We start from the raw sequence: 13612 nt of genomic DNA, 5'->3' as shown, positions 1-13612 counted from the left end.
AAGAGTAAACAGTGTTTCTGTAAGCCGGGTTCTGTTCCTTGCTAAGGCAAGGCGTCTGCCATTTATCTACTACGCAGGTCACCCTACGTCTCTAGCATTCTACCCTCCATCGTTGTTACTCGGGCGGACAACCCTCAGACGATGGTTTACGTGAACTTGCAGCTCCCAGATGGAACAGCCCGACGATCACCCGTCGGCTGGTGGTCTCTTACACCACCTTCTCACCCTTACCCTTGCGGGCGGTCATTCTCTTCTTCCATATCCAGCTGTCGCCAACTGCTTCTGTTTTCGGAAGTGGGACGTCCTATGCTGCCCGGACTTTCCTCTCGCACCATTGCTGATGCCAGCGGCAGACCGAAACACTGTTTACTATCTTTTCTGCGTTTATTTCTTTGGTTCTTCTTCTATGTCAAGATTGACTGTAGAGAATTTGAAGTCGTTGGTATTGAGATACTTCATATCGTATTTGCGTTTCGACTTCGACGTGTATTGTTTTCTCATTTTGAGATATTTCTTCTCTGCATCTTCTCTTTTGAGTGCAAATATTACCAAGCAAACCCTATTGGGGTGTTGTTGTGCTGTGAGGTATTCGTTGAGTTGGCGTGAGTAGTGTTCTCTGCCCAACAGAAATTTTGTTTTGCTTTCTATCCAGACGTTGGTGATTTCCTGCACATCGGTCATGTAGATGGTGGAATCTTGGAAAGAAGCTGAAAATCCAAAGATATAGACTTTCGGAGTCTTTATGTTTTTGGCGTTGACTACCATTGGCATGGTTAGCGCCATGAGAAGCAATAATATTGCTTTTGTCATTGTTTTCATTGTCCTAAATATGATTTTAACATCGTGTTGTTCGTATTATTACGTAGCCTCCTAATGGCTTTCTCCTTAATCTGTCTGACACGTTCGCGGGACAGACCGTATTTTTCACCCACCTCTTCCATGGTCATCTCTGGTGAGTTGATACCGTAGAGGGCTTCTATTACAGAGCGCTCTTTGTTGGAGAGTGTTTTCAGCGCATTCTCTATTTCTGCTCGCAGCGATTCTCTTACGAGTTCTCGGTCAGCCATCGGTGAGTTGGTATCTTCCATCACGTCGATGAGGCTACTGTCTTCACCATCGGCAAATGGAGCATCCATCGATACATGGCATGTGTGAGCATTGAGCGCTTCGTCAATTTTATCCTGCGGCAAATCAACAAGCTGCATCAGTTCTTCCGACGATGGTTTCCGCTCGTGTTCTTGTTCAAACTTATTAGCCTCATGGGTCACTCTGCTCAACGCACTTTGTTGATTGAGTGGCATTCTGACCAATCGGCTCTGTTCTGCAATGGCTTGCAGGATACTTTGTCTGATCCACCAAACGGCATAAGATATAAACTTAAAGCCTCGTGTCTCGTCAAATTTTTCAGCAGCCTTGATGAGTCCTATATTGCCCTCGTCGATGAGGTCGGGCAATGATAGTCCTCTGTTCTGATATTGCTTGGCTACTGAAACAACGAAACGTAAATTGGCCCTTGTCAGTTTCTCCAAAGCGCGCTTGTCGCCTTTCTGAATACGCTGTGCCAATTCCACTTCCTCATCTACTGTTAGCAGTTCTTCTTTACCGATTTCCTGCAAGTACTTCTCGAGAGATTCGCTCTCTCGGTTGGTGATGGATGTGTTGATCTTCAGCTGTCTCATAGGTTTTTTTGGTTTGGTGTATTTTGCAAAGGTATAGTATTTTTTTCGAAAGACCAAAACAAAAAACCTCTTTTTATAATATTTTTGTATCCTTGCTCCCTGATTTGTTCTTGGATCATGGGGGGCAAGGATACTGGTTCGTCTATGGACAAAGGATGTTTGTCTATGAAGAATAGATGTGGTAAATATCATTTAGTACCGCACAGACGCTGTAGTTCTATGACGGTTTGGTTGTATTCATTGATGGCTTCTGCGCGTTTCTGATAGACATCGATTTCATCTTTCAGTATGCCTACATATTCTACATATCCGATTTCGCCTTGTTCGTATTCAGCTGTGGCAAGTCTCACCATCTCATCGTTCCACTGACAACCGTTTTCGGCGTAGTATTCCACTCGTTGCCGTGCAGCATTGCAACGGCTCAATAGTGCGTTGTATTGAGATTCACGTTGTTGTGCTTCCTGTTGAATCTGTATTTGCAATTGTTCGCGCTCAGCTTTAGCAGCCTTGACGCGTGCTTTGGTAGCGCCATAAAACAAGGGAATGCCTACACCAACCTCAAAGCCCATGAAGTTTCCACCGTCATATCTGCTACGATCTTCGTTGTAGGGATTCCATGAAGAGATAACCATCTGATTGCGTAGTGAGAGTGAGAGGGATGGGGCATAACCGCTTTTTTCTACCTTCACCTGGCGTTCAGCAGCTTGCAGTTTGTCGTTGGAGAACCGTCCTTCTGGAGTTTGTTGATAGTTATAGGCCGGTAGGACGAATTCTATGGGAGTTAACAGTTCGTCTGCGGCAGTGATGGGTTCATCGGTGCCAATCACCTGCATCAGTTGCAATCGAGCATTCTCAGCCTCATTTTCAGCTTTTACGATGTCGAGTTGGTTTTCGCGCTGTAAGCGTTCTGCATTGATGAGTTCACGTCTGCCTGTCTCTCCAGCCTCCATACGTTGGCGCACCACGGTACGGTAGCGTGTCATGATGCTGTCTTGTCTTCTTAGGTTACGAAGGCATTGTTCCTGATAAACCAGTTGGAAATAGGCAGAAGCCACAGCAGCCTCCACGTTTTTTTGTTCCATCTCCAGTCTGCTCCTTTCGGCTTGTGTCTCAGCTTTTAACTGTTGACGTCGGGCAATATATACTGTGGGAAAGTCGAAACTCTGCGTTACCGACAGTGCGTTGTCAGGACTACCTCCCGATGTAGGGTCTTGCGAAAGCGACAGCTCTGTCTTTTCCAAGTCCCATGCCGTGCCTTGCAATGCCTGCGCCCGTTCCACTTGTTTGTTTGCCATACGTATTGTCGGGCTCTGCTTCATCGCCATGTCAATACATGTTTGAAGTGACAGGTGGCGCATTTGTGCCATGGCAGCACCACTTATTATCGTACCCATTATTGTGAGGATGATGTGTCGCATAGTGTCTTACTCTTTAATATATATAAGATGTGTGATTTATTCTTTTTTAAAGGTGCGGTAAATCGCAGGCAATACCAGAAGTGTGAGCAGGGTGGAAGTGATGAGTCCACCGATCACTACTGTTGCCAACGGGCGTTGCACTTCTGCGCCATCGCCTGTAGAGATTGCCATAGGCAGGAAACCCATTGACGCCACAAGGGCAGTCATCAGAACAGGGCGCAAGCGAATCATACAACTCTGTGTGATGCGTTGGTTGATGTCCGCTATGCCTTCACGTTGCATTTGGTTCATCTGTCCCACCAGTACAATACCGTTGAGCACAGCCACACCGAAGAGGGCAATAAAACCAACACCTGCCGATATGGAGAAGGGCATACCTCTGAGCCATAAAGCCCATACGCCACCGATGGAAGCCAATGGGATGGCAGAGAATACAAAGAGTGAGTCGCGCAGGTTCTTCACCGTGGCATAGAGCAACAGCAGAATGATCAGTAGCGCGATAGGCACTACAATGCTCAGTCTGTTGATAGCACTCTGCATATTCTGGAATTCACCGCCATAGGTGTAATAATAGCCTTCGGGCAGGTGCACCTTTTCGTTCATCAGCGTTTCTATCTCCTCCACGGTTGACTGCATGTCGCGTCCCTTGATATTGAAACCGACGTAAATGCGGCGCTCGCCATTCTCGTGGGAAACCTGTGACGGAGCAGGCTCATTGACAATATCTGCCAATTGTTCTAAAGGCACCGTAATGCCCTCGCCAACGGGAATTGCCAACTGTCGAAGTTCTTCAACCGTGCGGTTGCGATTGTCGAGTCGTACCACCACGTCAAATTTCTTCTCGCCTTCATAGATAGCACCTGCTGTGGCGCCTGCAAATGTTGTTTCAAGTATGCGGTTCACATCATCTACGCTGACACCATAGGCAGCCATGCGGTTGTGGTTGTAGCGCACTTGTATTTGCGGGAGTCCAGAAACCTGTTCCACCTGTACGCCGCTGACACCTCTTACGTTGCGCACCAGTCCAGCAATCTTAGCAGCTTGCTGTTGCAATACGTTGAGGTCTTCGCCAAACACTTTGATGGCTACATCCTGTTTGATACCCGTCAGCAATTCATTGTTTCGCATTTGTATGGGTTGGGTCAGTTCGGCTTCAAGACCGGGAATGTTCTTTAGTGTTTCCGACATCATCGCCATGAGTTGGTCGGTAGTCTTTGCCGAAGTCCATTCGGCTTTTGGCTTCAGTGCCACCATGATGTCAGCACGTTCCACCGGCATCGGGTCTGTAGGAATCTCGGCACTGCCGATACGACTCACCACCTGTTTTACTTCAGGATATTTGGCTTTCAGGAGTTGTTCCGCTTTGCTGCAACTCTCCACCATTTGTGAGAGCGACGTGCCTTGTGCCATACTCATCTCGATGGCAAAGTCGCCTTCTTCCAGACTTGGGATGAATTCACCGCCCAAAAACTTGAAGCCTACACCGCTGACGCAGAACAGTGCAACGGCAATGGTAATGACATCTTTGCGACGTTGCAGCGTCCATTCCAATATCGGTCGATACCATTCTTGCAGTTTGGCAAGCATCCTGTCGGAAACCGTTTCTTGGGTATGTACCTTTCTGCTGAGGAATGTGCAACTTGCCATCGGCACATAGGTCAATGAAAGGATAAAGGCGCCGACTATGGCAAAGAATACTGTTAATGCCATGGGGCGGAACATTTTTCCTTCAATTCCTATGAGTGTCATCAATGGGATATAGACAATCATGATGATGATTTCGCCGAAGGCAGCACTCTGCCTGATGCGTGATGCCGAGAAATGCACCTCGTTGTCCATCTCCTGACGTGTCAGCCGTAGGGTAGGGTATTTGTCGGCACTACTGTTGATATGGGTCACCACCGCTTCGACGATGATTACCGCCGAATCGACTATCATACCAAAGTCTATGGCTCCCAAACTCATCAGGTTACCGTCAATGCCGAATGTCTTCATCATACCGAAAGCAAAGAGCATACTCAGTGGGATAACACTTGCCACAACGATGCCTGCCCGCCAGTTGCCGAGAAAGAGTATCAGCACGAAGATGACGATGAGTCCGCCTTCGATGAGGTTGCGTGCAATGGTATGTTCCACGCGGTTCACCAGATTGGTACGGTCTATGAATGGTTCGATGACCACACCTTCCGGTAGTGATTTCTGTATCTGGCTGATGCGATCCTTTACGCGTTGGCTCACTTCTTGGAAGTTTTCACCTTTCAGCATGATGGCAATACCTGCCACCGCTTCACCATTACCGTTGCGTGTTACTGCTCCGAAACGTGTTGCATGTCCCATCTGTATGGTAGCCACATTACCCACGCTCACCACGTTGCCATCAACAGTCTTGACAGCCACTTGGCGCAGATCGTCGGCAGAGGTCAGCACACCCAGTCCGCGGATGTAGTATTGGTTAGCATCCTGTTCGATATAGCTGCCACCCGTATTGGCATTGTTCTTTTGCAGTGCTTCAAAGACATCGCCCACAGTCAGTCCGTAGGCAGTCAGTCGGTTGGTTTCGATAGCCACTTCATACTGTTTGACAAATCCTCCCCATCCGCTCACCTCAGCCACACCAGGTGTACCCGACAGTTGTTTGCGTACTATCCAGTCTTGCATGGTGCGCAATTGCGTCAGCGTGTATTTGTCTTCATAGCCCTCTTTGGCTCTTATGGTATAGTGGTATATTTCGCCCAGTCCGGTGGCAATAGGTCCCATCTCGGTATCTGTATTGGCAGGCAGTTCCTTGGTCACGTCCATCAGTACTTGGCTCACCTGTGAGCGAGCCCAGTAGATGTCGGCAGCATCGTCAAACACAAGTGTGATGACCGATAGTCCGCTACGTGAGATACTGCGTCTTTCTTCCAGTCGCGGGATATTGGCTAATGCCATTTCTATCGGAGTGGTGATGTATTGTTCCACCTCTTGTGCGCCCAGTGCAGGAGCTTGGGTGATGACCTGTACTTGATTGTCAGTAATATCCGGTGTGGCATCGAAGGGAAGATGCACCAATGATACGATACCCCATACCGCTATGGCAAGGGTCAGAATGCCTATCGTCAGTTTGTGTGTGACGGAAAAATCTATCAGTTTCTGAAACATAGAGAGGTATTAGCTATATTAATGGTTGTGTTCACCGTGTTCACCGATGAGCGAAGCCAGATAGAACACGTTTTCTGTTACGATTTGCTGTCCGTCTTGTATGTGTTTACAGAGTTCCACCTCGGTATATCCAGAATCGGTCACTCCGGTCGTCACCTCATGTCGTGAGAACACACAGTCCCCGTCTTTTCCTTTTTTGTCGAGTGCAAAGATGTAGGTTTTACCCTTGGTATTGATAATGGCTTTTGAGGGCAGTGCTTTGCAACGCTTTCTGCCAGTGGCAATGCGTCCTGTGACAAACATACCGTCTATCAGTCGTGCTTTGGCGTTACCGTCCAGTTTCACATGTACGGCAACACTCTTTGTACCATCGTTGAAATAGTCGTTGATGCCATAAACCTGTCCGCTGACTTCTATGCCGGGTTGGTTGGTGAGAGCCAGCAATACGCGGTCTCCTTTATTCACTTTCTGCAGGTCTTTCTCAAAGACGTTCAGGTCGCACTCCACTTGATCATTATTGCGGATAGTCATCAGTGGTGTTTGCATATCAGCATAGCTGCCCAGTGGTGCATTGAGTTGACATACTGTTCCGCTGATGGGAGCACGCAGAGGGAATGTTGTGGTAAACTGTCCTCGTCCTACGGCATGGGTACTGATGCCCATTTGTTGCAGTTGGCGACCAATACCTATCATGGTGGCGTGCGCCACTTGATAGTTGCGTTCAGCCTGTTGGCGGTTCTTCTGCACACCAGCCCCCTGCTGTGCCAGTGTTTCTTGGCGTTGCTTTTCTATTTGTGCCATTTCACATTCTTTGTAGGCAGCATAGTATTCGCGTTGTAGTGTCACCACATCAGTATTTTCTATGGTTGCCACCACCTGACCTTTTGTCACGTGTTGTCCGTTTTTCACGAGGATGTTCTTTACCACGCCACCCATTAGTGAGGCAACATTACCCATCGACTGTGGGCGCAAAACTATCGACCCGTTGACGCGGATGGTAGCATCGAGTTCACGGTGTTGCACAGAGTCAGTTTTTAAGTCTATAGTAGCAATCTGTTTAGCTGTTAGAGGTATGTTTTTGAAATCTTGTTCTTCATCGTGGTGTTCGTCTTCTGCCTGACTATGTCCTGCATGTGCATCGTGGTGATCGTCGTCACCGTGTGACAGTAGTGTAAATCCACCTACAGCCACCAGTGTTGCGGCTATCACTATTGCCAGTCGTTTGATATTGTCTTTCATATTTTTTCAGGTTTTCTTTTTTTTATTCCGTGCAAAATTAGTGAAACGTCTTAATATCGAAGTATGATATAAGTTTCAACTGCTATTTTCTGCAACTGGGTTGCAAATGTGTTTCATGTTCAATCGGTAAGTTGGTAATAGTTCGTGTCGTAATGTGGATAAAAAAGAGGCACGATACCTGTTTGACAGGTCGTGCCTCTAAACGAGAGAACGTATGTAAGAAACGTATGTATGTAAGGTTTTACCCTAATCAGTCGGTTGGGATTAATACTTGGCATTCTGAGGGTCGAAGTTGGTCCAACCATCGAGCCAGTTGTCGTTGGCATTGAATGCTCCAACGTAGTTGATAGAAGTAAACCAGCTGTCGAGACCCTTGAAGTTCTGTGCGCCAAACACAGCACTGCCACTCTGTGGAATGATCGCTACGCCAACGCCTTTGGTGTCAGTTAGTTTCAATGAAGTCTTGTCTGCCAGTGCCTTGTTGCCAGGCTGAGCAGCGAAGAAGGTGTGAGAGTATGACTGTTTGCTGTCAGCCTTTACCGTCTTGTTGGCGAAGTCGTATTCCTTATCCTCGTAGCTCTTGTTGGCATCCGAACCGATGATGTCAAGATTAGCCATCAGTATGTTTTGCAGATGCAGTGTTCCCTTGCTTGCTTCTTCAGGAGTATTGCCCTTTTCACCATCAACAATCAGACCGATAGGCCAGTCCATAACCAGCGAATTGACACAGTTTAGACGTGACGAACGGCGAATCTGCATGGCAGCCTGGAAACGTCCGAGACCCGAACCGTTGTTGGGAAAATAGTTGCCAGCAGTGATATAGCTCTTGTCGTTGACAAAGTCAGAAGCCGATTTTGGACCAACGAAGGTGATGTTGGAGAAGGTGGCAGTGGTGTAAGGAGAAAGCTGAGAACCATCAGAACAGTTGTCGCTTTCGAAACCGTTGCTCTGGCTCTGGTCGGCAATCTTCGGGTCGCGTACGGCAAGACCGAACTGCACCTTACCAGAGAAGCCGTTGTCGGTATCGAAGTCATCGTCCCATCCTTTGTAGGCAATGAGGTATTTGCAGTTGACCGCACCACCGAACCATTCAAACGAGTCGTCGTTGGAGAATGAAACCTGTACGTGGTCGATCTTGGTGGCAGAACCTACGCTACCCAAAGTCAGACCGTTGATTTCCTGGTCAGCCTTGAAGGGATATCCAGCAAACTCGATACGAACATAGCTCAAAACACCTGAGTTGTCGGCATCGTCATTGCCGCCGTGCTTGGTGCGTGGTCCACCTTCAATCTGCATCTCCGTTTGGTTGTTGCGCGCTTTACCGCAGAGGATGATTCCCCCCCAGTCACCGGGGCGACGCTGTCCGGCAGCCGCAGCAGAAGTAAAGACGATCGGTTCGGTTGCCGAACCCTGTGCAATGATTTTACCGCCACGCTCAGCAATAAGCGTTGCCTTGGTAGTCTTGTCACCCTTGATGACACTTCCCGGTTCGAAGGTCAGTTCTGCTCCTGCTGCGATATAGATCCATCCTTTCAGCGTGTATGTACCTTTTTTGAGTTGTTGCTTGCCAGTGAATACAAACTCCTGATCGCCGTTGCCAATGACAGTACCATTGGCATCTTCTTTGCCGTCAGCATCGAAGAGTATATGGTCGCAGGCATTGAGTCCTCCGTCTTTGGTCCATTTATAGACCGAATTCTGTCCAGGTTGTGGATTAGGGTCTGGTGTAGGATCATCGTTACTGCTGCTGCATGCGGCCATCATAGCCGTCATTGCGAGGATGCCCATGCATCCCATGAAATTCATCTTTTTCATCTTGTTACTTGTTTTTTTGATTAAACAAAACATCTGTTATTTCAGTATATTATCAATTTCGTATTAGAATTTGTAGATGGCCTGCAAACCAATGTTGCGACCGGGTTTATAGCATCGCGCCACCTCTTCGACGGTACGCTGGCTACCATCGGTGTATGTCACGTCGGCAAACTGTTTGTAGTAAACCTTTTCAGCCAAGAGGTCGCGCACCTGGAGTTTGATTTCCCAGTGCTCCCCAAAGCGCTTCGTGGCAGAGAGGTCGATCACGTTGCGAGGCATCTCATAGCTATGAGGCACACGAGCATTCTCGTCAGAGGCACTGCTTCCTTCGCTGCGTCCCACACCGATGATGCGCTTTCCGATGCGGTTGTAGAGTACCGCCACATCGAGGTTCAGTGGTTTGTTTTTGTAAAACAGTCCAGTGTTGATGAGGTATGGCGACTGTCCCTGCATGGGTCTGTTTTCCTCTTTGCTGCCAGGAGCGAAAGCCACCTTACTCTTGATGAGTGCCCCATTGAACGACAAGTTGAAGTCAGGGAGACCGATGAAGGCGAGGTTTTTGCGGATATCGAGTTCTATACCATAGTTGTTTGCGCTCCGTGCATTCTTATAGGAATAGATGAGGTTGGTGCCACCTGCCACGGTGTAGGTCCATTCGATGGGTGAATCGAAATGCTTGTAGAAGAGTGCCAGCGAGATGAGTTCGCCTCGACTGGGGTAGATTTCATAGCGCAGGTCGATATTGTCGATGTAGCAGTTGTTCAGTTCGGTATTACCCTGCACATCGCTTGCCAGGTCGAAGTCGTAATAGACCGACGATGCCACTTCGCGAAACTCCGGTCTGTTGATGCTTCGTCCATAGGAGAGTCTGACTTGGTGAATATCGTTCATGCGATAGGTGGCATTGAGTGAGGGGAAGAGGTCGTTGGTGCGATAGTGGCGACTCTGTTCGCTCTTTTCGTTGTCGCGAGTGTTGGAGATGAGTTCCATATCGTTGTGCTCGAAGCGCAGTCCAGCATTGACAGTCACCTTGCCGAATGGCAGCATCATGTTGAGATAACCAGCCCCTAAGATGTTGTGTCCCCGATAGTTGTTGCGCATCTGCAGTTGTTCGAAGAGGTAGAGCTTATTGTCGCCCAGATTGTCGGGATTACCAAGGAGTGTTGGCACATCCATGTATTGGAAGTCGCTGGGCAATGTGTTGTTGCCGGGATTCCATTGGTAGTAGAACTCGTGAGCTTCATACGCTCTTGTGCGGTATTCGCCATAGGTACCAGCCATGAGATCAGGTTCCCATGAACCAAGCGTGAAATGGTGTTTCTCGTTGAGTGCTACAGAGGCGATGTGTTCATCGAGTGCAGTCCATTCGCGTTTCACATCGTTGCCTGTGCTGAGAGCAAACACTCCCGTTTCAAGTGCATCGTTCACCATATAGCGCTTGCGATCAGGCAATCTTCGATTGGCATAGGCATAACCGATATTCCAGTCGAAGGTATCGTCAGTAAACGAGTGTTTTCCCGTCAGCTGTCCGTTGTACGTGGTACGGCTTCGATAGTAGTATTCCGCGCTGCGCTCCATATCCGACTGTGCGCTAACACCGTCACGCCAGGTGTATCGGCTGGTAGCCAGTTGGTTGAAGATATTTTTGAGTTGGTATTTGTGCTTTCCGTTGCGTGAGAGCAGGGTAAGGTTGACCATGACCCCCAGTCTCACATTATTGTTATACTGGTCGTCAACAGAATAGCGCAGATAGTTGGGCTTGTTGTTCACCGCATCATAAATGCCGAAGAGGTTGTTCTCCATGTTTTCGTATGTGCGGTATTCGTTGGTGTAGTTGATCGCAGCCAACAGTCCGAGGGTGCGTCCGTTCAGGTTCCAACGGTGGTTCATGCTTGCCGCCAGTTTCAGATCGCCGAATGGCTTTTTGCTCTTCACCGCCCAATCGTAGTTGAACGGCATGTCCATGCTGCGCTTGCCATTGTCGAATCCGAGGAAGTCTGTGGCAGAACCCTTGTAATAGCTGAAGTCCTTCATGGCGGTAGAGGTATTCCAGGTGCCACCCAGCATCAGCGAGAAACCATTGGATGTAGGAATCTCCTTGGTATTGACGATGATGAAACCGCCAGAGTAGTCGGCAGGATATTCGGCAGAAGGAGATTTGACGATGGTGAGGTTGTCAATCTGCGAACTGGGTATGATGTCAAACGAGAACGCCCTTGAGTCAGCTTCACTACTGGGCACTGCCCCTCCGTTCACCCATACATTATTGTAGCGTTGAGAGAGTCCGCGCACCATCACAAACTTATCGTCGATGAGGCTTACACCAGGTACACGGCGGATGACCTCGCCCGCATTGGTGTCTTGTGTACGGCTGATTTCCTGAGCCGAAACATTGTTCATGACCAACGCACTCTGTTTAGCCATCTGTACCATGGCAGCATCGGTATTCTTGCGTTCCACCGCCGTAACCGTCACCTCCTTGAGCTGTTGCTCGTCGGGAGAGAGAGCCACCTTCACCACTTGTGTGTTGCCCTTTTGTGCATCCACCTGCAGTTGGCAGGTCTTGTAGCCTATATAGTTAATTAATAAGGTGTGTTTTCCTGATTTGAGTCCATCGAGTGTAAAGCAACCTTCCATATCGGTGATAGCTTTCAGGTTAGAATCCTCTACTGAGATGACCGCACCGATCAATGTTTCCTGCGTTTTTGCATCGCTAACGATACCTTTGATTTGTTGCGCCCAAGTCTGCAAACAACCAACTGCAAGACATGCTGCAACAATGATTCTCTTGTTCATTTTCATTTCTTTCTCATTACTATTATGATTTCGGCTGCAAAGTTACGTGTCTCTTATTACAGGTCTGTTACGCTGGTGTTGAAAGTGAATGACAATGGTACGACAGTCGTATTACGGGTATGGGAAAGGCAATGGAGATAAAAAAAACACTTCCGGTGGTTGAACCAAGCGGATTCAATCACCGGAAGTGGAATGGGCGATAAGGGCTGCGCCTTATCGATTACTTATTGCCAGTAAACTGGCCAACGAACAACAGGGTGCCGCTCAGCGAATCGCTGATGGTATAGACAAACGGGTGGTCGGCAATGAAGTTGACATCACGATAGTCAGTCGGACCGAGTGACGTCAGCATGACAGCAGCAGTAACGGCAGCAGCCTTGGTGCCCTTCTCGCTCACTTCAATCTTAGCCTTCTGCAACATCTTTGATACATAGAACTGACCATCGGCAAACTTGCTGAAGTCGGCTTCGGCAGGATTGAAGATGCTGGGTGCTCCCAGTGTGCTGACAATGCCGTTGAGCGGGATGTTGGTCTCGGTGGTGAACTTCGGCAGTTGCAGATTGACATTGCAGATATTCATCTTGCTGGTCAGGGTAGAGAGTGTCGAAGCGTCGATAGATGCCATCATCTCGTTGATGCTCTTACCTTCGTTGGGCAGCAACACCGTCATGTGATAGACACCATTGCCGTATGGCAGCACAACGGCTTTGTAGAGTGGCATTTCTGCGTATAGGAACTTGTTACGTTGGTGCATCATCTCCACCTTTTGAATATCGCGGGTGTATCCACGGAAAATCTCTTCACTGGTATTGCGTGCATCAAACTTCTTCTCCCACGTGCCGTTGAAATAGATGGCATTCATCAGATAAGATACTGCAGCAGGATCAGTCTGGTCGATGATGGAAGGAATCATGCCGTCAGTATGTTTGGAACACCAGTTGTTGATGTGTTTTACTGTGGCAGGATTGCTGAAATCCAGACTTTCCACCCCAGCCATGTAATGGTCTGTCACGGTGCTGACAAACTGCGGACGCAGCCGATATGCCTTGTTCACGGCAATATAGTTGGCAATGCTTACCGTGGTCTGTTGATCCAGTCGGTCGGCAGTTTGCAGGATATTCTGATAGAGCGAGTTGAGGTCGTTGATGTCGATACCCTCACAGCCGATAGCTTTAAGGATTTCCTGTTGGCTGACTCCATCAGCACCGTTAGCCAACATTCCCATGAGGTATGCTACGCTCAGTGGTGACACCACTTTGCTGCTGTGGTCGCTAACCTGATTGAAGAGCTGTAGTGCAAAGACATTGTTGCGGTTGACGATGTCGCGCTGTGCATCGCTGAGTGTGAGGTATGCTTCATCCATATCTGTAGAGTTAGAGGGAGTGACAACGACAGTATTGTCTGTCGAAGGGTTGTTGGGGTTTTGGAGCTTCTTGCTACTGTTGCATGAAACGGTAAGGGCGGCAGTCAATAGTATCGCCGCGGTTGTTGTGTAGTGCTTCATTGTTGTTGTATGGTTTTAAT

At 48.4% G+C, this 13612-nt stretch carries 8 protein-coding genes and 1 other RNA gene; all 9 read right to left on the bottom strand.

The window, feature by feature from the left end; all coding sequences use genetic code 11:
- Positions 1-4: 4 nt before the first annotated feature.
- An RNA gene (gene rnpB, locus CIK88_RS07535) (RNase P RNA component class A) lies at positions 5-366 on the bottom strand.
- An 18-nt stretch (positions 367-384) separates the two neighbouring features.
- Positions 385-810 carry a hypothetical protein gene (locus tag CIK88_RS07530; protein ID WP_144007364.1) on the bottom strand — a complete coding sequence of 142 codons (426 nt, stop codon included), beginning with the start codon at positions 808-810 and terminating at the stop codon, positions 385-387.
- Between the two features lie 5 nt (positions 811-815).
- Complete coding sequence (locus tag CIK88_RS07525; RefSeq protein ID WP_094390571.1) at positions 816-1679, bottom strand: RNA polymerase sigma factor RpoD/SigA; 864 nt, start codon at positions 1677-1679, stop codon at positions 816-818.
- A 188-nt stretch (positions 1680-1867) separates the two neighbouring features.
- A complete protein-coding gene (locus tag CIK88_RS07520) occupies positions 1868-3097 on the bottom strand; it encodes a TolC family protein (protein WP_094435567.1) in 1230 nt (409 codons plus the stop codon).
- Between the two features lie 36 nt (positions 3098-3133).
- Positions 3134-6238 carry an efflux RND transporter permease subunit gene (locus CIK88_RS07515; protein ID WP_094435565.1) on the bottom strand — a complete coding sequence of 1035 codons (3105 nt, stop codon included), beginning with the start codon at positions 6236-6238 and terminating at the stop codon, positions 3134-3136.
- Between the two features lie 18 nt (positions 6239-6256).
- On the bottom strand, positions 6257-7477 hold the full coding sequence (locus tag CIK88_RS07510; protein ID WP_094435563.1) for an efflux RND transporter periplasmic adaptor subunit: 1221 nt from the start codon (positions 7475-7477) through the stop codon (positions 6257-6259).
- 264 nt (positions 7478-7741) lie between these two features.
- Entirely contained in the window at positions 7742-9292 is a 1551-nt protein-coding gene (locus CIK88_RS07505; protein WP_094435561.1) for a hypothetical protein, read from the bottom strand.
- A 63-nt stretch (positions 9293-9355) separates the two neighbouring features.
- A complete protein-coding gene (locus CIK88_RS07500; RefSeq protein WP_094435559.1) occupies positions 9356-12094 on the bottom strand; it encodes a TonB-dependent receptor in 2739 nt (912 codons plus the stop codon).
- Between the two features lie 214 nt (positions 12095-12308).
- The gene (locus CIK88_RS07495) at positions 12309-13592 is read right to left on the bottom strand and encodes a serpin family protein (protein WP_094435557.1); all 1284 of its coding nucleotides are present in this window, start codon (positions 13590-13592) and stop codon (positions 12309-12311) included.
- Positions 13593-13612: the final 20 nt, after the last annotated feature.

The organism is Prevotella sp. P5-50, assembly GCF_002251295.1.
In the GTDB taxonomy this organism is placed as follows: Bacteria; Bacteroidota; Bacteroidia; order Bacteroidales; family Bacteroidaceae; genus Prevotella.
This window is presented reverse-complemented; position numbering and strand designations above follow the sequence as displayed.

What these genes read in the sequence shown, in the direction of transcription:
- CIK88_RS07495 (WP_094435557.1), bottom strand. Translation starts at nt 13,592, where the DNA reads ATGAAGCACTACACAACAACCGCGGCGATACTATTGACTGCCGCCCTT.
- CIK88_RS07505 (WP_094435561.1), bottom strand. Translation starts at nt 9,292, where the DNA reads ATGAAAAAGATGAATTTCATGGGATGCATGGGCATCCTCGCAATGACG.
- CIK88_RS07515 (WP_094435565.1), bottom strand. Translation starts at nt 6,238, where the DNA reads ATGTTTCAGAAACTGATAGATTTTTCCGTCACACACAAACTGACGATA.
- CIK88_RS07500 (WP_094435559.1), bottom strand. Translation starts at nt 12,094, where the DNA reads ATGAAAATGAACAAGAGAATCATTGTTGCAGCATGTCTTGCAGTTGGT.
- CIK88_RS07520 (WP_094435567.1), bottom strand. Translation starts at nt 3,097, where the DNA reads ATGCGACACATCATCCTCACAATAATGGGTACGATAATAAGTGGTGCT.
- CIK88_RS07530 (WP_144007364.1), bottom strand. Translation starts at nt 810, where the DNA reads ATGACAAAAGCAATATTATTGCTTCTCATGGCGCTAACCATGCCAATG.
- CIK88_RS07525 (WP_094390571.1), bottom strand. Translation starts at nt 1,679, where the DNA reads ATGAGACAGCTGAAGATCAACACATCCATCACCAACCGAGAGAGCGAA.
- CIK88_RS07510 (WP_094435563.1), bottom strand. Translation starts at nt 7,477, where the DNA reads ATGAAAGACAATATCAAACGACTGGCAATAGTGATAGCCGCAACACTG.